Source organism: Chryseobacterium luquanense (genome assembly GCF_026460945.1).
GTDB classification, from domain to species: Bacteria; Bacteroidota; Bacteroidia; order Flavobacteriales; family Weeksellaceae; genus Chryseobacterium; species Chryseobacterium luquanense.
In genome coordinates, this window is sequence record NZ_JAOVZV010000021.1 from 50621 (window position 1) to 73489 (window position 22869).

At 35.1% G+C, this 22869-nt stretch carries 19 protein-coding genes; 15 read left to right on the forward strand and 4 right to left on the reverse strand.

The window, feature by feature from the left end; all coding sequences use genetic code 11:
- Window position 1: 1 nt before the first annotated feature.
- Window positions 2–1330 (reverse strand): hypothetical protein, encoded by a 1329-nt coding sequence (locus OEA66_RS17585; RefSeq protein WP_267282621.1) that lies wholly within the window; start codon window positions 1328–1330, stop codon window positions 2–4.
- A gap of 206 nt (window positions 1331–1536) precedes the next feature.
- On the opposite strand from OEA66_RS17585, the gene OEA66_RS17590 reads away from it, so the two are divergent.
- Both OEA66_RS17590 and OEA66_RS17595 read left to right on the forward strand, forming a co-directional pair.
- Window positions 1537–2226 (forward strand): response regulator transcription factor, encoded by a 690-nt coding sequence (locus OEA66_RS17590; RefSeq protein ID WP_267282622.1) that lies wholly within the window; start codon window positions 1537–1539, stop codon window positions 2224–2226.
- Window positions 2223–3608 (forward strand): sensor histidine kinase, encoded by a 1386-nt coding sequence (locus OEA66_RS17595; protein ID WP_267282623.1) that lies wholly within the window; start codon window positions 2223–2225, stop codon window positions 3606–3608. Before OEA66_RS17590 ends, OEA66_RS17595 begins: the two co-directional genes overlap by 4 nt.
- A gap of 383 nt (window positions 3609–3991) precedes the next feature.
- Here the strand turns inward: OEA66_RS17595 and OEA66_RS17600 are convergent, their stop codons facing one another.
- Window positions 3992–5986, reverse strand: coding sequence for a PAS domain-containing sensor histidine kinase (locus OEA66_RS17600; RefSeq protein ID WP_267282624.1), 1995 nt, complete (start codon window positions 5984–5986; stop codon window positions 3992–3994).
- A 468-nt stretch (window positions 5987–6454) separates the two neighbouring features.
- Between OEA66_RS17600 and OEA66_RS17605 the strand changes: the two genes are divergently transcribed.
- The 7 genes from OEA66_RS17605 to OEA66_RS17635 all read left to right on the forward strand — a co-directional run bounded on the left by OEA66_RS17605 (window position 6455) and on the right by OEA66_RS17635 (window position 14589).
- Complete coding sequence (locus OEA66_RS17605; RefSeq protein WP_267282625.1) at window positions 6455–7438, forward strand: L-histidine N(alpha)-methyltransferase; 984 nt, start codon at window positions 6455–6457, stop codon at window positions 7436–7438.
- An 18-nt stretch (window positions 7439–7456) separates the two neighbouring features.
- A complete protein-coding gene (gene egtB / locus OEA66_RS17610) occupies window positions 7457–8650 on the forward strand; it encodes an ergothioneine biosynthesis protein EgtB (RefSeq protein ID WP_267282626.1) in 1194 nt (397 codons plus the stop codon).
- A gap of 6 nt (window positions 8651–8656) precedes the next feature.
- Window positions 8657–9565, forward strand: a complete 909-nt coding sequence (locus tag OEA66_RS17615) for an ABC transporter ATP-binding protein (protein ID WP_267282627.1) — start codon at window positions 8657–8659, stop codon at window positions 9563–9565.
- Window positions 9562–11127, forward strand: a complete 1566-nt coding sequence (locus OEA66_RS17620) for an ABC transporter permease/substrate-binding protein (RefSeq protein ID WP_267282628.1) — start codon at window positions 9562–9564, stop codon at window positions 11125–11127. Before OEA66_RS17615 ends, OEA66_RS17620 begins: the two co-directional genes overlap by 4 nt.
- 210 nt (window positions 11128–11337) lie before the next feature.
- The gene (locus OEA66_RS17625) at window positions 11338–13077 is read left to right on the forward strand and encodes a thiamine pyrophosphate-dependent enzyme (protein WP_267282629.1); all 1740 of its coding nucleotides are present in this window, start codon (window positions 11338–11340) and stop codon (window positions 13075–13077) included.
- Window positions 13078–13173: 96 nt separating this feature from the next.
- Window positions 13174–13332, forward strand: a complete 159-nt coding sequence (locus OEA66_RS17630) for a BF3379 family histone-like protein (RefSeq protein ID WP_267282630.1) — start codon at window positions 13174–13176, stop codon at window positions 13330–13332.
- Between the two features lie 126 nt (window positions 13333–13458).
- A complete protein-coding gene (locus tag OEA66_RS17635) occupies window positions 13459–14589 on the forward strand; it encodes an alpha/beta hydrolase-fold protein (protein ID WP_267282631.1) in 1131 nt (376 codons plus the stop codon).
- A 95-nt stretch (window positions 14590–14684) separates the two neighbouring features.
- Here OEA66_RS17635 and OEA66_RS17640 read toward each other — a convergent pair whose 3' ends face one another.
- A complete protein-coding gene (locus OEA66_RS17640; protein ID WP_267282632.1) occupies window positions 14685–15416 on the reverse strand; it encodes a LytR/AlgR family response regulator transcription factor in 732 nt (243 codons plus the stop codon).
- Between the two features lie 3 nt (window positions 15417–15419).
- Window positions 15420–16259, reverse strand: coding sequence for a sensor histidine kinase (locus OEA66_RS17645; protein WP_267282633.1), 840 nt, complete (start codon window positions 16257–16259; stop codon window positions 15420–15422).
- A 402-nt stretch (window positions 16260–16661) separates the two neighbouring features.
- On the opposite strand from OEA66_RS17645, the gene OEA66_RS17650 reads away from it, so the two are divergent.
- The 6 genes from OEA66_RS17650 to kdpA all read left to right on the forward strand — a co-directional run bounded on the left by OEA66_RS17650 (window position 16662) and on the right by kdpA (window position 22858).
- A complete protein-coding gene (locus tag OEA66_RS17650) occupies window positions 16662–18020 on the forward strand; it encodes a serine hydrolase domain-containing protein (protein ID WP_267282634.1) in 1359 nt (452 codons plus the stop codon).
- Window positions 18021–18354: 334 nt separating this feature from the next.
- On the forward strand, window positions 18355–19707 hold the full coding sequence (locus OEA66_RS17655; RefSeq protein WP_267282635.1) for a sigma-54-dependent transcriptional regulator: 1353 nt from the start codon (window positions 18355–18357) through the stop codon (window positions 19705–19707).
- Window positions 19708–19866: 159 nt separating this feature from the next.
- On the forward strand, window positions 19867–20226 hold the full coding sequence (locus OEA66_RS17660) for a DUF7674 family protein (protein ID WP_267282636.1): 360 nt from the start codon (window positions 19867–19869) through the stop codon (window positions 20224–20226).
- A gap of 101 nt (window positions 20227–20327) precedes the next feature.
- Window positions 20328–20468, forward strand: coding sequence for a hypothetical protein (locus OEA66_RS17665; RefSeq protein WP_164463419.1), 141 nt, complete (start codon window positions 20328–20330; stop codon window positions 20466–20468).
- A 96-nt stretch (window positions 20469–20564) separates the two neighbouring features.
- Window positions 20565–20945 (forward strand): DUF7674 family protein, encoded by a 381-nt coding sequence (locus OEA66_RS17670; RefSeq protein ID WP_267282637.1) that lies wholly within the window; start codon window positions 20565–20567, stop codon window positions 20943–20945.
- A 224-nt stretch (window positions 20946–21169) separates the two neighbouring features.
- Complete coding sequence (gene kdpA, locus OEA66_RS17675; protein ID WP_267282638.1) at window positions 21170–22858, forward strand: potassium-transporting ATPase subunit KdpA; 1689 nt, start codon at window positions 21170–21172, stop codon at window positions 22856–22858.
- Window positions 22859–22869 lie beyond the last annotated feature (11 nt).

Genomic DNA, 22869 nt, shown 5'->3' on the forward strand with positions numbered 1-22869 from the left:
TTTAATTAAAATCAATTCGGTATTTAAGGACAAACTGCCATTGTCTGTCAGAAACAACGCCTTTGTTTAAAGCATCTCCAGTGAAAATTGGTCTGTTTTGAGCATCGAAGGTCAATCGTGAAGACATTCCGTTCATCAATAATGAAATTCCTGCATCATAAACGATTGCATTGTCCTGAAGGCCTTTCAAGTTTGATAATTGCATCCCAACCGCTGGCTGAAGTTGCAGGTTCTTTTTATCTTTATTAATGTAGGGAAGTGTGCCGCCAACTTGTACGTAATAGGTATTTCCAGTTCCGATCACAGGCATTGCATTTCCGGCACCGTTGAGACTTGCCTGAGTAGCATTCACCGAAGTTGCAGGATTATTGGTTCCAACGTAGCGAACATAGTTTGGTCCATAATCATTGTACATCGCCATTCCATAAGCACTGATGGAAGTTCCTTTGTCTTTGTTAATCGGCGCATCATAAAACAAATCGACCGCGTAATTCTGCATATCATCACTCTGAACATTGTTATCAAAGTCCTTGTGCCAAGTTGCATTATGAATGTAATCGAAACCTGCTCCCAAACTTAAGACATTCTTTTTACCACCGTAAGTTCCGGAATTGAAAGGTGTTGTGATGTTTTCTTTATCCAAAAAAGCATATCGGAAATAACCTGAGAAATCTTTACCTGGCGAGTTTTTACTGAATGTAGCAACATTCACTTTTGGTTCTGCGGTCGCCATTGTGTAAGGATCCGCGACCACCAATCGGTAATCGAATCTTCCCAATTGACCTTTCGCATAAACACTCAATTCTCTTACGGTGTAATCTGTTGCCCCAGCGTTTGAAGTGGCGTAAGCAGGCAAATCGTATAGCAAAGTATTCAAAGGTCCTGTCGTGAATCTTGAAAGTCCTCTCCAAGTGGAACGCCCGGCGCCGACCGCAATTTTATCATTAAAAGCATATTCCGCATAAGCATCCAGAAGGTCGATGTAATTGCTGGCTTTCGCATTCATATTCACGTTGGTGGTTCCGGCCTGTAAAACGAACATTAGTTTTTCTGTTGGTTTGTAGGTCATTTTCACTCTTACTCTTCTAAGTGACAGATCGGAAACGTCAGATTTTGCCTGATCGTTGATGAGACTTCCTGGATTCAGTTGGGTGTATCTCGCCCATAATTCCGCATAGCCACTGAAGGAAACATAGCGCGTATGTTCGTCATTCAGATAATGGGTGAGTCCTGGATTATTAAAGTCATTTTTTTTCTGAGCCTCCATTTTAGCTGACATTCCCAATATGGTAAGTAGGGCCAGCCCGGCTTTGATAGATTTTTTGTTCATAATATTAATTGTCCTCTTCTTGCTGATTTCAACGGGACAAAATTACTTTTGGAAATCTCGGATCGTTGTTAGAAAACCATTAGAAAATCTTTAGAAATTCATTAAGAATAAAAATATGAGATACCTTTGCAGAGAATTTAAATGGATAATTAATAACTGTTTATGATTGACAATTATGTAATATTTTATCCGGAAACAATTTTCATATGAAAGTTTTAATTATTGAAGATAACGCCCGTGTTTCAGCCCTTTTGAAAAGAGGTTTGGAAAGTCAGGGTTATCAGATCTACATTTCGGAAGATGCTGAAGACGCTTTGGTGATGGTCGATAAAATAATGTTCGAGCTTGTGATCACAGACATTATGCTTCCCAAAATGAACGGAATCGAATTGAGTAAATTGATCAAGAAAAAAAATCCGGAACTTCCCATCATTATGTTGACCGCACTCGGAACGATCGATGAAAAGATCGAAGGTTTTGATGCCGGCGCAGATGATTATATGGTGAAGCCATTTGAGATCAGAGAGCTCTACGCCAGGATCAAGGCAATCTTGTTAAGAAAATCTAATTCATCACAGAAAAACGAACTCTCGGACCACATCGAATATCAAGAACTGAAAGTCGATAAAAATACCAACCGCGTTTTCCGAAATGGGAAAGAAATCAACCTCACGCCAAAAGAGTTTAAGCTGTTGGTTTTTCTAATGAGCAACGCCGAAAGAATCCTGACCCGTGACGAGATTGCAGAGAATGTCTGGGGAAATCACTTCGACACAGGTACCAATTACATCGATGTTTATATTGCTTATCTCAGAAAGAAAATCGATAAAGATTTTGATGAAAAACTGATTCACACAAAACCTGGAGTAGGTTTTATTTTTACTGATCAATTATGAAAATTGCCACCAGAACAGCACTCAGCTACGCTTTACTGACTGCCGGAATCCTTTTCGTTTTTGCTTACGTCTTGTATTTTGTTTCCGAGAAGAATAGGGAAGATGAGTTCAATGACAGATTAGGCTACAAGATCATCTGGCGCTCAGAATTTATCTTCGATGCAAAAATCAACAATTCCAAGATCAAAGAACTCCACGAGCGCAATAAAAAGATGCTGAACGAAGCGGACATCAGCGTTTACAACAGCAAAAAAGAACTGCTTTTTACAGACATACAACCTTCTTCCAAAAATCAACATTATTTGGATGAACTGATTAAATCAAATAAAAATCAAATTACGTGGCACAGGAGAGAACGCCAGTATATGGCTTTCAAATACCGGTTTGATGACAAAGATTTCTACATCATCGGCAGCGCAATAGATGTGACAGGAATTGCACACATCAGGGAATTTAAAAAAGATATTATCGTTATCTATATCATTTCGATTCTTATTATTTTCATCATTGGTTTTCTGTTTTCATATTACACTTTGAAACCTTTAAAAGATATTATTCTTCAGATCCGCGATATTTCTGAGCATAATCTCAACAAAAGATTGGTGATTCCGAAAGCAAAGGATGAAATCTATGAACTGACGGAAACCTTCAATTCTACCTTCAACCGTTTAGAAAAATCATTTAATAATCACAAACAGTTTGTCACAACCATTTCCCACGAATTCCGAACGCCACTTTCAACATTGATTGCAGAACTCGAACTGGCCAAGGAACTGAATACAACTTTGGACGACTACAAAATTTCTATCGATAATGCTTTGCAGGACGCCAATCACGCGTCGCAGCTGTCATCGGCACTTTTGGATTTTGCAAGGGCAAGTTATGATGTGTCGCAGATCAGTTTTTCCGATATCCGTCTGGATGAGATCTTGGCAGATGCGAAAGTAGCTTTGCTTCAAAAAAATCATAATTACAGAATCGGAATCAATTATATGGATGATCTTGCGGATAAAGACGAGAGTAATTATGATTTTCACGGGAATCCATATTTGCTGCAAATTGCGTTTTTAAATCTAATGGAAAATGCTTGTAAATATTCTCAGGACAAGCTTTGTAAGGTGGAGATCGAAGTTCAGAAAGACAATCTGGAAATCCGGTTTATCGATCACGGAATCGGTATTTCTAAAGAAGATCAGATAAAGATATTTGATTTGTTTTACCGTGGAAACAACAAAAATTATGACAAAGGAAATGGTATTGGATTGTCTATTGTCAAAAGAATTATCGAAATTCATAAAGGTATAATAAATGTGCAGTCTGAATTGCAGGTTGGAAGTGTTTTCACCATAAGATTACCTTTTAAAATACTGAGTGGCTCTTAATTTTTCACATAATTTATAGTATTTATATTGACTTAAGATAGTCAAATTTTCATTAAAAGTGTTTGTAAAATTTTCGGTGATTATAAATTATTTTTAGGGTTAAATAACAGCAGATAACTACAAATCTAATTGGCATTAACTATTTAAGAATTTTGCATTATATTTCACTATTGCTCATCCCCATAATCCTATGCTATTGTTTCAACAAGGAAATGTGAGATTAAAATGTTATAATTATCCTAATATCTAGGATTGAAGACTTACATCTAATTTCTGGCATCAATTTTTTTTCAATTAGAGGAGGAGTGGTAAGGTGAGTTAATAAATTATAAAGTTTTAAGTATTTTAAGACTGAATTATATAAAATAGTTTCTATTCAATTCTTACTGATTAAGTTTTTGCCCATCGATTGGTAATACAAATGAGAAGGTAGTACCTTCGTTTTGAAAACTTTTGACCTGTATAGTACCATGATGAAGTTCAATAATTTCTTTACACAGATAAAGTCCGATTCCAAATCCTGATATAGTTCTACTATTATTATCCTTAACCCGATAATATCGTTCAAATATTCGATGCTGATCTTCGACGGATATGCCTATCCCATAATCGTGAACATTAACCTTTATACTATTATTATCAATAGTTAAATATTCTACGATAATTGACGTATTAACTGCCGAGTATTTTACCGCATTGCCAATGAGATTGTGAAGTACCTGCGATATTTTGTCACGGTCTGCAAGTATTGAAATTGATCCGGATGATTTAAAAATAAAAGTACGGGTATGATTGGTTGAAAGAAGTTCTTGCTCAATTTCTGAGAATAAGGTTTTAAAATCAAAGTTTTCTTTATCCATATGCAATTGTCCTGAATCAAGTCTTGATACATTTAGGAAACCATTGATCATACTGTTCATATAGTCCACCTGCTTTACAGATTTTTCAAGCATGTTTTGCTGTCGGGAGTTTTCAGTATTTACTTCCGTCCGTTGTAATAACTGAAGATATGCTTTTAAAGAGGTAAGTGGTGTTTTAAGTTCATGACTTACCATTCCCATAAAATCATCTTTCCGCTGTTCTTCTTTTTTTTGTTCCGTAATATCTCTAAGGGTACCGTTCAGACTGAGCGGCTGGCCTTGCTGACTGTAAAAAACTCTTCCATTCGCCTGCAACAATCTTACCTTTTTATCAGTATTGTTTTGAATTCGATACTCTATAAAATATTGACCGTCAGAGGTACTGCTTAAAGAGTGTGCGATAGCATCGATTACACGATCCCGATCTTCCTGTAAGATGACCGCTAATGCAAGAGACAGGTCTATGTTTTCTTCAGAGGATAGGCCAAACCAATTCTTAAGCAGAGAATTCCCGGAAAATAGGTTTGTTGCAGGTTGGTAATAGAACGTAGCTAGTTCCCCTGCATCGATGGCTAAAGCCAACATTTGCTGATCATTCTCATTCTTTCGCCGGTCTAGTACACGCTGAGTTATTTCCTCTAGAATGACAAGAACGCCTGAAATACTTCCGTCTTCAGATATTATGGGCTGATATATAGAATTCACAATAGCCTCTCTTAATCCATGTTTATGGAGTAATTTGACTGTAAACTCAGTATTTATTTTTGGCTTTCCGGTATTATAGACTTCTTTAAGCCATCTGTTTACGGGTTGTCCTTGCAATTCAGGGCGCGCCTTTTCATGCGGACGGCCAATTACTTCTGATTCTGTTCGTCCCCAAATGTTGAGAATAGCTGGATTGGCGATTTCAATAATATGCTCAGACCCTTTCAGCATGGCAATTCCAACCGGAGCCTGTTCAATGATGGTGCGGATATATTCTCTGCTGTGTGCAAGTTGCTTCATAGAAATGTTAAGCTCTTCGTTAGTGGAAGTAAGCTCTTCAAGTGTTGCAGCCATCTCCTCATTGAGTGCGTGCTCCCTCTCTTCTTTCTCTTTTACTTGCTGTGAAAATTCTCTGCGTTCTGTTACGTTAAGTGCCGTATTAAGTATGCACCAGGTTTTATCATGATTGTCTTTAATTGCTTTATATTCGTAATCAAAATAATCTAAAACTTCTTTTCCGTTAATCATCAGTTTCGCAGGTGCTTCAGAAATGGAATATGTTTTACCAGAATGCCAAACTTCCTGCAACAGTTCTAAAAAAGGTTGTCCTTCCAATTCTGGAATTGCTTCCATTAATGGTTTACCTATTACAGACACATCTTTACCCCAAAGAGCCAGCATGCCCGCATTTGCAAAACGGATGACCATATCTTCACCTGAATAGATGGATGTCGGTGCCGGAGATGAAGCTAATGCCTGAAGAATTAGCTCGAGACCAAAACTATTATCGGACAAATTTTCTTGGGTTATCATAACTGCAACAAAGATATGCAAAAGTCCATATATTGATACCAATTAGTGGTATTTGAAATATCAGAAAAGTTCATAAATATCAATTCTTTTTTGAAAAAATATTGCTCTTTCTGGAAAAATCGGTTGATGTTTAATGAAAGAGATTGATTCAAATTATTTTACAGATAATCTTATTTTTAAAATGACCATTTTTATTCAATCGAGTCATAGACAATTAAGATATACATATTTTACTTCTACCGGATAAATTAGCTAATTAATGCAATTAGCTATTAGGAGTTCGAATATTATACACCAAATAAGTAAAGTGGCTACCTTCATTAGGACATGATTATTATAATTTTTAACTTTAAGAGTATAAAAAAAAATTAAATTAGAGGAAATTTCCGAAGTCCACACTTTTATGGAATCGAATCACGATGGCGGCAAGATAGTTGTAGTTCCCTAAAAAATCAAAAAACAATATTTATGAATTCACAGGTTGATACAGAAGCTCAGATAAAAAACGATTCAAAGGAAACTTTTCTTTCAGATGTTTTGGATGGTTTAAAAAGCTTTCCTAAACATTTACATTCAAAATATTTTTATGATAAAGCAGGTGACAGACTTTTCCAGCAGATTATGAATATGCCGGAATACTACCTGACTAACTGCGAACTTGATATCTTTAAAAATAAAACAAAGAAATTAGCGAATAGTATTTTAAGCAGTGACACTTCTTTTGACCTGATTGAATTGGGAGCCGGAGATGCCATGAAATCATCTTATCTTTTGAAGCATTTGGTTGAGAAAGGTGTCAATTTTACCTATATGCCGATTGATATTTCCGGACATATTTTATCTGAACTCAATAAAAAACTCAATAACGAAATTCCTGACCTTGAAATCGTATCTTTAGAAGGCGAATATTTTGATATGCTTGATAAAGCAACCTCAATTTCCACCAGAAAGAAAGTAGTCCTATTTTTAGGCGGAAACATCGGAAATATGGATTTCGAAGAATCTTATCATTTCTGCAGAGAACTCAAAAGAAAGCTCAATCATGGCGATATTCTTATCGTCGGTTTCGATTTAAAAAAGAATCCACATACGATATTAAATGCTTATAATGATGCTGCCGGAATCACTTCATCTTTCAATTTAAATCTTTTAGTAAGAATGAATCGCGAACTGGATGCTGATTTTGATGTTTTAAATTACCAGCATTATCAAACTTACGATCCAATTTCCGGAGCTTGTAAAAGTTATCTGGTAAGTCTCGCAGAGCAAAATGTACACATCGGAAATGAAGTTTTTCACTTTCAAGAAAACGAACTGATTGATATGGAGATTTCTCAGAAATTTTCTCAGGACGATATCAGCAAACTCGCCAAAGATTCAAAATTTCATATAATTGATGAGATTCACGATTCCAAAAACTGGTTTGTAGATTCTATTTGGCAGGTTGTTTAATTTTTTAAATTAATTCAAATGAAAACAAATCCAACTCTTATAACTGAAGAAATTATTTATACAAATTGGGCAAAACGCTATTCTGAAATCCGTCAGCATTCAGTCAGCATTTGTGAACCTTTGGAAATCGAGGATTACGTTGTTCAGCCAATCGTAGATGTAAGTCCGCCGAAATGGCATTTGGGACATACCACGTGGTTTTTTGAAACTTTTATTTTAGAACCAAATTTTCCTGATTATAAGGTTTTCGATGCTCAATATAATTTCGTTTTCAACAGTTATTATGAAACGATTGGCGCAAGAGTTATCCGTACAGACAGAGGAGATTTGAGTCGTCCATCAGTTTCTGATATTTACAAATATCGGAAATATGTTGATGAGCAAATGAACAAGTTTCTTCAAAGAGAATTTTTAACAGAAGAAATCGAACCTTTACTTGAACTTGGTTTAAATCACGAGCAGCAGCATCAGGAATTATTGATGACTGACATCAAATATATTTTAGGTCATAATCCGCTTTTCCCGGTTTACAAAAAGGAAATTAGTGAACAAAATGAAGTAAAAATTCAATCAGAAATGATTCAATTTAATGAAGGTGTTTATGAGATTGGTTTTAAAGGCGAAGGTTTTTGCTTCGATAACGAATTGGGAAGACATAAGGTCTATTTAAATGATTTTGAAATATCAAATCAACTCGTGACTAACGGAGAGTATTTTGAATTTATGGAAGCTGAAGGTTATTCAGATTTTAGATATTGGCACGCAGAAGGTTGGGATTGGGTAAAACAGAATCAGGTAAAATCCCCATTATATTGGCATTTGATTGATGAAAAATGGATGCACTACACCTTAAATGGTTTACAGAAAATCAACCTCAATGAACCACTTTGTCACATCAATTTTTTCGAAGCTTCAGCTTTTGCATCCTGGAAACAAATGCGTTTGCCAACTGAAGCAGAATGGGAAGTTGCATCTAATCATTTCGATTGGGGAAAACGCTGGGAATGGACAAACTCTGCCTATTTGCCATATCCGGGATTTAAAAAAGAAGCTGGAGCAGTTGGAGAATACAACGGGAAATTTATGGTCAATCAAACCGTTCTCCGAGGCGCTTCAGAAGCAACACCAAAAGGTCACAGCAGAAATACGTACCGCAATTTTTTTCCAACTCATCTGCAATGGCAATTTACAGGAATTCGATTAGCTAAATAAATTTCTATGATAAAGGTTGAATCGGTTTCTAAACATTTTGGTCGAAGACCAGCAGTAGATAATATTTCTTTTAAGGCAAATGAAAAGGAAATTTTGGTTCTGTTGGGAACCAGCGGTTGTGGAAAAACGACAACCCTGAAAATGATAAACCGTTTGATAGAAGCCGATTCAGGAAATATTTTGATTGACGGGAAAAATATCCGTGATCAGAAAGTAGAAAATCTAAGGATGGGAATTGGTTTCGTGATACAGAATTCAGGATTATTTCCCCATTATACGATTAGAGAAAACATTGCAACTGTTCCAAATCTTTTGAAATGGGACAAAAAGAAAACAGAAAACCGAACAGTGGAATTGTTGAGCAAACTCAATCTTTCAACAGATATTCTTACCCGTTTTCCTAATCAATTAAGCGGCGGCCAACAGCAAAGAGTAGGAATTGCAAGAGCTTTAATTGCCAATTCACCGATTCTTTTAATGGATGAACCTTTCGGAGCTTTGGATAATATTACGAAGGCCGATATTCATTCGGAATTTAAATCTTTGGAAGAATTAAAAAATAAAACGATTATTCTCGTTACGCACGATGTTCAGGAAGCTTTTGAACTCGGTCACAGGATTTGCTTGATGGATAAAGGAAAAATTATCCAAACTGGAACTCCAAAAGAAATGATTTATCGCCCGAAAAATGATTTTGTGAAAGAATTTTTTCAAGCAAACCGATTATTGTTGGAATATAAAGTAACATTTTTAAAAGATCTTTTTCCTTTTCTTTCTGATTTTGAAATTGACTTGCCTGAAGATTCTAATATTTGGAATATTTTACAAAAGTTAAGTTTAGACCAGCAAAATACGGCGCAGTATGAAAAGATAACAAAGGCTTTCAGCGATTACCGAAAATTACAGAGTATATGACGCAGCAAAGTTTTTGGCTGTTTGTTTCAGAACAGCACGAAAAATTATTGACCCAGATCACACAGCATTTGGGACTGACGTTTTTGTCGTTACTTTTGGCAATCATTGTCGGTTTACCGTTGGGAATTCTCATCGCAAGAAAAAGAAAATTATCAGGCTCTGTTTTGGGCGTTGCAGGAATTTTGCAGACCATTCCGAGTATTGCCTTATTGGGTTTTATGATCCCGGCTTTTGGAATTGGAGCAACTCCGGCAATTGTCGCTTTGTTGATTTATGCACTTTTACCAATCATCAGAAATACTTACACAGGGATTACAGGCGTAAATCCTGCAGTCATCGAAGCAGCAAAAGCAATGGGAATGAACCGGAAACAATTGCTTTTCAAAGTAGAACTTCCTTTGGCGATGCCTGTCATTATTGCGGGAATAAGAACTGCGGCGGTAATTAATGTTGGGGTTGCAACTTTGGCTTCATTTGTTGCTGCAGGAGGTTTGGGTGAATTTATCTTCGGCGGAATTTCATTAAACAATACCAATATGATTCTTGCAGGAGCAATTCCCGCAGCATTATTGGCTGTTTTGTTGGATAAGCTGATTGCTGTTTTTCAAAAGATTAGATATCAGAACTTGCGTAAATTCTGGTATGTTTTTCCGGGAATATTGATGATTATTGGTGGCGGTTATGAGCTCACTTCCAACTCTGAAAATAAACTCAAAGCTGGCTTCACACCAGAATTTATGGGAAGACAGGATGGCGATCTGGGTTTGCGTTCTGTTTATGGTTTGAATGTAAATCCGAAAGTTGTCAACGATGCCATTATGTACAAAGCAGCTTATGAGGGCGAGCTTGATCTCATCAGCGGGTATTCTACGGACGGTAGAATTAAAGCTTTTGATCTTTACGTTTTGGAAGATGACAAGAGGATATTTCCGCCATATTTTGCTGCTCCGATTATTAAAACAAAGACTTTACAGAAATTTCCTGAACTCGAAAAAACGCTTGATTTATTGGCTGGGAAATTTAATGATTCGATAATGACAGATCTGAATTACCGTTCAGATTATCTCAATCAAACACCTGAAAAGATTGCAAAGGATTTTTTAATTAAAACTCACTTATACAAAAATCCACGAAATGGAAATGCCGCAACAGTTCGGATTGGTTCAAAAATATTCGGTGAGCAATACATTCTCACGGAAATTTATAAAATGCTGATCGAAGGATATACCAATTATAAAGTAGAAACAAAAACAGGATTGGGTGGAACGAAAATCTGTTTTGATGCTTTAATGAACGACGCTATCGATTTTTACCCTGAATATACAGGAACCGGACTTTTGGTTTTATTAAAACCTGATAAAAAAACACTTTCAACGGTTACCAAAAGTGCAAAAAGCACTTACAATTATGTCAATTCTGAATTTCAGAAACAATACGGAATCCGTTGGTTAAAACCGCTTGGATTCAATAATTCCTATGCATTGATGATGCGCAGAAAGCAATCGGAAGAACTGAAAATAAAGACAATCTCAGATCTTAAGAATTATCTGGATCAAAAGTAAAAATAAGTATTCAATTTTTTTAGATTTCTATAGTTTAAATAAATTCAACAACCATTAATTAATTGAATACAAATGCAGAAATTTTTATAATATATTAATTAACTGAATTTCTTTTGAGTCACTAAGCAAAGTTGCAACATTGGTATTCCTTTTGACACCAATCATATCATAAAATTCAAGTGATCTTACAACAAACAGATAAAGAATACTATGGCAAAAAATGTATCAGACCATCTGGTCGAAATGTTAAAAAGTGCAGGCGTTAAAAGAGTATATGCTATAACCGGTGACAGTCTGAATCCGGTTAATGATGCTATCAGAAGAGATGGCTCGATTGAGTGGATTCATGTTAGGCATGAAGAGACTGCAGCATACGCCGCATCTATGGATGCAGAACTTAATGGAATTGGTTGCTGTATGGGAAGCTCAGGACCGGGACATGTTCATTTGGTAAATGGTCTTTATGATGCAAATCGATCAGGAAATCCTGTCATTGCAATTGCGAGCACTTGTGCAACAGATAAATTCGGAACGGAATATTTTCAGGAGACCAATCCTGAGCTATTGTTTAAAGACTGCAGCAAACAGATTTTTATGGCGAATACACCCAAACAGTTTTCCACCATGATTCAACGTACAATTCAGACAGCATTGAATGAAAAAGGGGTTGCCGTCTTAGGTTTGCCCGGTGATGTTGCATCCGCAGATTTTGAAGATGTTACAACAGGGTATAAAAATTTTAAAACAAATCCGATATTCAGACCTTCAGAAAGTGAAATGTCACAGCTGATACAATTGTTGAATTCAGATAAAAAAATAGCTTTTTTTTGTGGACACGGTTGTAAAGATGCCGTTAAAGAAGTGGAAGATTTAGCTGGCAAATTAAATGCTCCCATTGTTTATTCTTTCAGAGGTAAAATATTCTTTGATAGAGAAAATAGTCCTTATGCTGTGGGAATGAACGGTCTACTAGGAAATAAATCAGGGTATGAGACCTGTAATGAGGCAGAAATCTTACTTCTTTTAGGAACAGATTTTCCGTATTCAGAATTTTTACCTGCAGATAAGGTTATTATACAGATCGATGAAAAACCAGAAAGAATTGGGCGACGCGCTCATGTTGATTATGGTTTTGCCGGTGACATTAAGGATACTGTTCTGGCGCTTCTTCCTTACATCAAATCAAAATCAGATGATTCTTTTCTAAAAAAAATGAAGAAAATATATCTTGATGATGAAAAAAGATTTACTGATTATGCTGAGAAAAAAGGGACATTATCAAAAATCAATCCTGAATATATTGCAACTCTTATAGACCATTATTCTTCAGAAAACGCTATATACACAGTAGATACTGGAATGACGGCTGTTTGGGCAGCAAGATTTATCCGGGCAAAAGGTAATCGTTATTTAACGGGTTCTTTTAATCATGGATCAATGGCGAACGCTTTGCCGATGGCAATAGGAGCTGCTGCTGCATGTCCAGATAGACAGATTATTGCGATGAGTGGTGATGGAGGATTATCCATGCTTTTAGGAGATTTGGCAGTAGTTATGCAATATCAATTTCCCATTAAGATTTTTGTTTTTAATAATCACTCGTTAGGAATGGTTAAACTTGAAATGGAAGTTGCTGGGTACGTAGACTGGCAGACTGACATGATAAATCCACCTTTTGATAAAATTGCAGAATTAATGAATATAAAAGGTCTGGAACTCAAAGAACCAGAAAAAGCGGAATCAATAATTAGAGAAGCGTTTACACATGAAGGACCTGTCTTGGTCAATATCTATACTGATCCGGATACTTTGGCTATGCCACCACATATAACATTTGAACAAATGAAAGGATTTGCAACCTCTCTGGCAAAGAAAATTGGAATGGGAAAATTTGACGATGTGAAAAATTCAGTAAAAGCAGGAATCAATCAGATTGGTGAGGTTTTATAATGAACATAGTTACTAAATCAAGTTGCTGCTTTTAAATTTAAGAGATTGAATTAAATGAAAATAATATATTTATCATTTAATTTATGCAATTACGCTATGAAAGAACTTATCGAGAAAATTAATGCTGAATTTGACGCATTTTCAACGGAAGCGAATCAGCAATCTGAAAAAGGAAACAAAGCTGTCGGTACAAGAGCAAGAAAATCAGCTTTAGAACTAAATAAATTTTTTAAGGATTTCGAAAAGTTTCTGTAGAACAATCAAAGAAATAATAGTCTCAAATCCCGGTCTGTTAAGCTGGGATTTTATTTGAGACACAGTATTATGAGTAGGAAGTAATTCCTCAATTACAGAATGATCAACGTCTTTAAATTAAAATCAATGAAAAGCTTTAAAATAATATTTACCGTTTTCACTATATGTTCCTCCCTGATTTATTCACAAAATTTTAAAACATCTATAACAGCAAAAGATGGGAAAGAATTCCCCAAAATAGATGCAGAAGGAAAAGCTGAGTTTAAAGTATATTTTCCAAAAGCTAATTCTGTACTTTTGGAAGGTGGTGATGGAATGCAAAACTTAAAATCAATGACGATTAAAGATAAAGATGGTTTTTGGACTATCTCAACTTTACCTTTGGAGATAGGTTTTCATTACTACTGGTTCAATGTCGATGGAAAACGCACCAATGATCCGAATACGGAACTTTATTTCGGGTATGGTCAACCCACAAGCGGAATAGAGATTAATTCCGGTGAAGATTTCTTTTTTAAAAAGAATGTAAAGCACGGGAAAATTATTAATGATAATTTAGAATCTAAAATTACCAAAGGAAAGCGAAGCTTCAAGGTCTATCTTCCACCAAGCTATGGAATCAAAAGATTCCCTGTCCTATATCTCTACCACGGAACGGGCGAAGATATCACAGGCTGGGAAAAGCAAGGCTTTGTAAATAATATTCTTGACAATCTTTTTGCAGAGAAGAAAGCGGAAGAAATGATTGTGGTTCTGGATTATGGTGTAGCACTGAATCCTGAGGAAGAAAAGATGGCAGACAACTATCCAAGAACTGTACTTTCTACAAAAAATATAGACAAAATTCTTATTCAGGAACTTATTCCCTACATCGAAAAAAAGTATAAAACTGATGGCAATAAAGCTATTGCAGGACTTTCAAGGGGAAGTTATCAGGCGATGTTTATTGGTGCCAATCATCCGGAGTTATTTTCGGCAATTGGATCTTTCAGTCCTGTAATTTATGAAGGAACTGAGCTTCAGCCTTTCAAGGAGCTTCCCATTGATAATTTGTTGAAGTCAAAACAAAAACCATTTTTATTTATCGGAATTGGCGAAAAAGAAGACAAGCGATTCATTGATTACAATTATATGTTGACCACTTATCTTGATCAAAACAAATATCCATACATTCAGTACAAATCATTGGGAACATATCATGAATGGCTCACTTGGAGACGCTGTCTATATGATTTTGCACAGAAGATCTTTAGGTAAATAATCTGAAATAAAATCTCTTTGCAATGAAATTAATTTTTTATTATTTAAATAGAAGATAAGGGTTATACAATCAAATTGGATAAAAATTTAATTTATTTTGATTGTATTATTTTTAATTTTTCATAAAACTGTTCGCGGTAACTAAGCCCTATAGGAATACTTTTTTTATTGGTAAGTATAATGATGTGCTGCTCTACATAATTAATTTTATTGAGGTTGATGAAAAATGATTTATGTACTCTACAAATGCTATTGAGGTACTTCACATTTTCTTCAAAAGAAGCCAAGGTTGCGTGAATCATGATCGTTTCAGTTTTAGTCTGTAAATTAATATAATTGCGCATTCCTTCGATATAGAGTAATTCTTCAGGTTTTATTTTGATTAAACGTTTATCACTTTTCACGTAAAAACTATCATCTTCTTGTTCTGAAATCATTAAAGCCTGGATTTGCTGTTGTGGTCTTAAGAATTGGGTTGCTTTTTGGATGCTTTTGGCAAAACGGTCTAGAGAGATTGGTTTAAGCAAATAATCGAGGGCATTCTGGTCAAAAGCATTCAGCGCATATTGATTGTAAGCCGTAGTGTAGATAATTGCAGGAGGATTGTTGAACATGTTGACGAAATCTGTCCCACTGATTTCAGGCATTTTGATGTCCAGAAAAATCAAATCGATATTTTTATTTTTATTGAGAAAAGTGATTAATTCAAATACGTTGCTGCAAACACCTTCCACCTGCAAAATATCAAATTTTGAAATGTGATGAATCAGAACATCCTGAGCCAGTTTTTCATCATCTACCACTAAACATTTTATTTTCATCATTTTTTACAATTTAATTTCGAGGCTGATTTTAAATAATTCGCTGTTTTTTTCAATTTTAAACTGGTGTCTTAAAGGATAGATCAGCTGCAGACGTTTGCGAATGTTTTCAATACCAATTCCGCCAACTTCTTTCCTGGCCGATTCTTTAAAATTGTTTTCACAGGTAAATATAAGTCTATTATCGTTGCCAATTAAACTCGCATTGATGTAAGAATGTCCAATGGTAGAATCAGTTCCGTGCTTAAAAGCATTTTCTATGAGAGGCAATAAAAGCATAGGAGCAATCTTTACAGATTCGTTGATGGTGTCATGAAGGAATGTCATGCTTGCGCTTTCAGGCAATCTTAATCTTTCAATATCAATATAAGTGTTTAAAATATGTATTTCTTGGGATATAGATATTTCTTTTTCCTGTGCTTCGTACAAAGAATAGCGCAAAATATCGGACAGTTTTAAAATGACATTTGGTGTTTCATCTGATTTTTTAAGGGATAAAGAATACAGACTATTCAAAACATTAAAGAGAAAATGAGGGCTGATCTGAGATTTTAATAAGGTGAGTTCTGCAACAGTCTGTTGAGTTTGTATTTGTCTTTCTTTTTTGATTCTTAATAAAAAATGTTGAATTGCGTACCCGATAATCATGATCCCCATAACGATAATTATGCCCGGGAAGGCATCAAAATAATATTGATATTTTTCTAAGATTTGGGGAGCAGAAGAGGCAGCTGCAATCGGTGTGAAATCAATTAATTCGTTAGTAGAAAACCTTTGATATAACCAATGTAGATATTCACCTAATATGAATGTAGCTATTGGAATGAGTGAAATTACAGAAACCAAATACAGGAGTAATTTTTTATTTTGCTGAAGTCTGGGAAGAAACCAAAAGTTATTGAGCCAGGCAGGAAAAAAAAGCATGATGTTGTAAAGTAAAATATAACTGATAGGTATATTCTTAACATTATTACTTACAGCGGCTGAAAATAGAATGCCTATAAACAAGATGTTCAGCAGTATTCTCAAAAATGGGTAGCTTTTCAATGGTTAATGTATTTTATAGAATGTAAAGTTAAATATTTTCATCAGCAGCATATCCTTTTTTACACCAACGTCTGCTATTCATTGACAAACAGTAAGAAAATTGAGACCCAAACTGTTTGTCCATATTATTATTATGTTGGTCAAAAAAATAAAAAATTGCAGTAGAGTTATTCTTTCATTTGTATTAATAAAAATTTAACCATGAAAAGAATCTTTCTATTATTGATCATCCATTTCTTTGGAATCGCTTCTGCGCAAAAACTTGACTACAAAAAATCGATTGACAGCCTGATGAATTATTTTCAGGAAAACAATGCTTTTTCAGGTGATATTTTAGTTCAAAAAAACGGAGAAACTGTTTACAAAGGAGAATTCAATAAATTTCAAAATGACACCGACAGATATAGAGTAGGTTCTATCACCAAAATATTTACTTCTATCGTGATTTTTCAGCTCATCGAAGAAGGTAAACTGAAACTTGACAACAAGCTCAGCAAATTTTACCCATCAATTAAGTATGCTGATGAAATCACTATCGGAAATCTTTTGAGCCATACCAGCGGAATTTATGATTATCTGGAGTGGGAAGATTATTACAACCAAAAAAGCAGTACCTATACCAAAGAAAATATACTGAAACTCATCGAGCAAGGTAAGCCGGAATCTAAACCCAATCAGGAAAGTTCCTACAGCAATTCCAATTATACAATATTGGGTTACATCATAGAAGATATAACCAAAAAGACTTATTCAGAAAATATAAAGTCTCGGATAACTGAGAAATTAGGACTTCAAAATACGTATTGTGAGACAGTAGAAACCAAAAATTATAAGCGTAATAGTTCTTACCAATTTGATGGACAAAATTGGTCCAAAGAAAATGAAACAGACCCAAGTTTCACGCTTGCCGCAGGAGCAATAGTTTCTACGACGGAGGATTTGTCAAAAATGATGTTTGCACTTTTTAGTGGTAATCTGGTTTCCAAAAATTCATTACAACAAATGAAAAATACAAGCTTGCAGACCGCCATTGGATACGGGTTGTTTAAAACACCTTTTTACAATAGAGACGGGTATGGTCATACGGGGAGAATTGATGAATTTAGGGCTGCTACTGTTTATCTGACCGAAGATAATTTAAGCATAAGCATTCTCACCAATGGAACAAGTGTAAAACTAAATGATATCGTAATCGGATTGGCCTCAAAATATTATAATACCCAATATAAAACACCAGATCTCAGTGTATATGAGGGTGCTAACATGCCGAAAACAGAAGTTTACACAGGCATATACAGTGCAAGATTAGCAGGAATTATCTCAGTTGGAAAATTCAAAATAACACAGGCAGGAAAAAATCATCTGTTTATTGCCATGTACCATGATGAGAAAAGCAACACAAAAAAAAGCAGGAAAGCATTGTTGAAAAGAACAGGTGAAAACGAATTTTATTCTTTTGAAACTAGTGCAAAACTCCAATTTTCACTTAATAAAAAAGGATTTGCGACGGGTATCAAATTAATGCAAGGTAATAACTCGATTAACTGTAAGAAATTATAATAATTCAGAAATCTAAAAATATTGCATTTGTGATTGGTAGCGTAAATAAGATTGCTGAGGTTCACACAAGGATTATTAATTGTTACTCTGGCATTTTTGCCTATTTGACATAGATCTCAGTTCAATAATTTGTTGAATTTTTTTAAATATTTAAAGTGTATGTATTTAATTTTTAACTTCTTTTAATTCTTCTTTATTTTTTCGCAAAGTCTCTTTGAAACATTACGATTTTTTTTAATGGAATCACTTATCAAAATGATATAAAAATATTTTTATTGGTCATTGAAACAAGATATCAATATAAAACATAATTTTGTTCTTCTAAATTACAGTATTGAACACCATTTTAATCATCGACGACGAGGCAAAAATAAGATCGCTTCTCTCAAGAATCATTGTCCTGGAAGGTTTTGAAGTTTTCGAAGCAAGCAATCTGAAGAGCGGCTTAAAGAAACTCGAAACCTCAGAAATCGATATCGTTATCTGCGATGTCAAACTACCCGACGGAAACGGAGTAGAGTTTTCAAAAATTATAAAAGATAAATTTCCTACCGTAGAAATTATTCTCTTAACAGCTTTTGGAAACATTCCTGACGGCGTTCTGGCGATTAAAAATGGTGCGTTTGATTACATTACAAAAGGTGACGACAATACCCGCATTCTTCCTCTTATTTATAAGGCTTCGGAAAAAGTTGCATTGAACAAGCGCGTTCTGCATCTCGAAAAGCAACTCAACAGAAAACAATCTTTCGACAGCATCATCGGGAAATCATCATCAATCACTACCGTTGTAGATTCTGCAAGAAAAGTCGCAAATACCGATGCTACTGTTCTTTTGACTGGTGAAACTGGTACCGGTAAAGAGGTTTTTGCACAGGCAATTCACCATGCAAGCAACAGAAATAAAAATAATTTCATTGCCATCAATTGCTCAGCATTCGGAAAAGATTTGTTGGAAAATGAATTGTTTGGTCACAAAGCCGGTGCGTTTACCGGAGCATTGAAGGATAGCAAAGGTATTTTTGAAGAAGCTAACCTGGGAACAGTCTTTCTGGATGAAATCGGTGAGATGCCTTTAGATTTGCAGGCAAAATTGTTGCGTGTTTTAGAATCAGGTGAATTTCTGAAAGTGGGAGACAATAAACCTCTTAAAACGGATGTTAGAATCATCGCTGCCACCAACAGAGATCTGGAAACTGAAATTGAAAAAGGAAATTTCCGTGAGGACTTATATTATAGAATCAATATTTTTCAGATTAAACTTCCTTCTTTAAGAGAAAGGGTAGCTGATATTGAGTTATTGGTTCAGTTTTTCCTAAAAAGTTTTTCGCTTAAAACGGGTAAAAATATATCTTCTATCTCACCGGATTATTTAAAAGCATTAAAAAATCATTCCTGGAAAGGCAACATCCGTGAGCTTCGAAATGTAATTGAGCGAAGTATTATTTTGACAGATTCATCTGAATTAGAAATAGATAGTCTTCCTTTAGATATTTCGGTTTATAATAATGAGCTAGATTCTTCTCAGACAAAAATAATGTCCGCTTTTTCTATGGCGAGTGCCGAGAAAATGCAGATCCAGAAAGTTCTTAATCATACCAAAGGCAATAAAGCTGAAGCTGCCCGTTTACTTGAAATCGGCATTGCGACATTATACAGAAAGGTGGAAGAATATAAAATTTCATAAAAATATTTCCATTCTGATAACGACCCTATCATTTTGATAGGGTTTTTTGTGTTTTGAGATGTTTTGAATTTGGTTTAACTAATTGTTTTTCAATTTGTTGTGCGTTTTTATTGTTCAAGGGAATAAATCTTGGCATTAAAGATTCAAAACAAATTAAAAATGAATCATACAGATGCTGTAAGAGAAATCGTAAAAATCATCCCTGAATCTCAGGAAGATTTTAAAGAGTCTTACAAAACAAAAACTCCATTTATGGTGATCAGTATTTTCACCAAACAAATTAAGAGACTGATTAAAAATCATGATCAGAAAATTCTGATCAAGTCGATTACCAAGATGAATCAGCTCTACAACAAAGGCGATCAAGCATTAAAGAACGCCATCGAAAACATTTTCATATATTCTTTAGACAGTCTTACGTTTTGTTGTGAACCTTCATACAAAGATTTGATTTTTTCTAAAATGTCACCAAGTCTTCAAAATAATTATTTACGCCAAGTCTATAAATCAGGAATTTAAAAAATTTTAAAAAAATGAAATCGCCATGATTTGGAAATACAAATTGTATTGAAGATTCAGCGATTGCATGTGACCTTTAAAAAACAATAAAAAATCTACATATGAAATCAAAAATCAGAAAAATAGGAGACTGGAAACTCTTAAAGTCTACCCGTGAAAAGCATAACCTTGAGGTAATCACCATTAACATTGCTGTAATCCTTGGTGTTTTTGTAGCCGCTGCAATTCTGCAGGTTAATTAAAATTAAATAAAATGATAACAATTATTCTATTAATCACTGCGGTTGTGTTATTTGTTTTGTTTTACCGTCTTGTTGACTATTTCGACAAAATCTAAAATGTTAAACAAAATAAACAGATTCACCGCTGTAGAATATCTGAAAGTGTTTTTTCCGTCGGTTCGAAGAGAGATTGTTGCACTTTCTGAGCAAAACAATTTCCCGGGAGTCATGCAGGTGATGATTGATGATATGAAAATAGATACGCAAAAATCAAACGTACAGAAAATCAATATTTCAATCAAAAGAATGTACTGGATTTACAAAAACGGAAATTCTTACATCAGATACATTATAGAGAATCTCTTTATACGCTCATTTTCAAGTCTGAGAAAAAATCTAAAACCGCAACAGTGGAGATTTCTGTATCAGGAAATTCCAAAAGATTTTAGAATGGTATACAGCGAACAAACAAAAAAAGATCAAGATCTAAAATTCTAAAAATGACCCTACTATTTTTTATATCAATAGCCATATTCATTTATATCTGCTATGTGCTCGTAAAGCCGGAAAAATTTTAAAACCAATTAATAAGCAAATGAACCGTAAGATTATACATCAAATAAAAGAATGGGGAATTCTGATTTTTTGGATCAGTTTCATCATCGCTTTTCTGTACTTGGTGATTACCGTAAAAGAATTTGCACTAATTCATTAAACAAACTATGAACACTGAAATTTTAGGCGTTGTAGCAATGTTTGTCATAACATTGCTTTTGGCGATACCTTTTGGAAAGTATATTTCAAAAGTTTACACAGGAGAAAAAACATTTCTGGATCCTGTTTTCAAACCCGTAGAAAGATTTTTCTACAAAATATCAGGAATCGATCCTGATCATGAAATGAACTGGAAACAGCATCTGATTGCACTTTTAACCATCAACTTTTTATGGTTTTTCATCAGTATGCTCGTTTTGATGAATATGAGCTGGCTCCCACTCAATCCAGATGGAAATCCTGATATGTCGCCGGATCTGGCATTTAATACAACCATTTCCTTTTTAGTCAACTGTAATTTACAGCATTATTCAGGCGAAACGGGATTGAGTTATCTTGGTCAAATCTGGTTAATGTTCCTGCAGTTTGTTTCCGCAGCAACGGGAATGGCTGCTTCTATTGTTATTTTTAAAGCTTTCAGAGAAAAATCTACCGAAAAGCTCGGAAATTTTTATGACTATCTTCTAAAATCAACCACAAGAATTTTATTGCCCCTCTCACTGTTGATGGGCGCAGTAATGGTATTTCAGGGAATGCCGATGACTTTCAGTGGGAAAGATAAAATGATCACATTAGAAGGTAAAAGTGTGGAAGTTTCTACCGGACCGGTTGCTGCATTTGTTCCTATAAAACACATTGGAACGAATGGTGGAGGCTATTTTGGAGCGAACGGAGCACATCCTTTAGAAAATCCAAACTACTTTACCAATATGGTTGAGATGTTTGCGCAGTTTATTATTCCGATGGCGATGGTTTTTGCATTCGGACATTTTATCCGCAGAAAGAAATTCGGATATATGATTTTTGGTGTGATGACTGTTGGGTTTCTATTACTTGCAGTACCGACAGTTGTTATGGAAATGAATGGTAATCCTGCGATCAGCCAAATGGGAATTGATCAGTCAATGGGAGCAATGGAAGGTAAAGAAGTCCGTTTCGGAGCTGCCGCTTCAGGTTTCTGGAGTATTGTGACCACCGTAATTTCTACAGGATCTATCAATTCAATGCACGACAGCGCCATGCCACTTTCCGGAATGACTCAAATGCTTGCCATGATGGTGAATGCTTTCTATGGCGGTGACGGTGCTGGGATTCTGAATATCTTCATCTACATTATTCTTGCGGTTTTCATCAGCGGATTAATGGTAGGCCGTACTCCGGAATTTATGGGTAAAAAAATTGAAGCCCGCGAAATGAAAATTGCCATGATTGTAGCCCTTTTCCATCCGTTTCTTATTCTGGTTGGAACTGCAATAGCCACTTATTTTCCTGAAGTCGGAACTTCTACACTCAATAATCCCGGATTCCACGGTTTCAGCGAAGTACTTTATGAATATACTTCTTCAGCTGCCAACAACGGAAGCGGTTTCGAAGGTTTGGGTGACAACAATCTTTTCTGGAATATTTCCACAGGAATTGTCCTGTTACTCGGTCGTTTCTTACCGATTATCGGTCCAGTAGCAATTGCAGGTTTGCTGGCTCAGAAAAAATACATTCCGGAAGGGGAAGGAACTCTAAAAACAGATACTTCCACATTCGGACTGATGACTTTTGCAGTGATTGCAATTATTGCAGCATTATCATTCTTCCCGGCATTGGCATTGGGGCCGATCGCAGAATATTTTTCAATGAAATAAATTTTAAATAA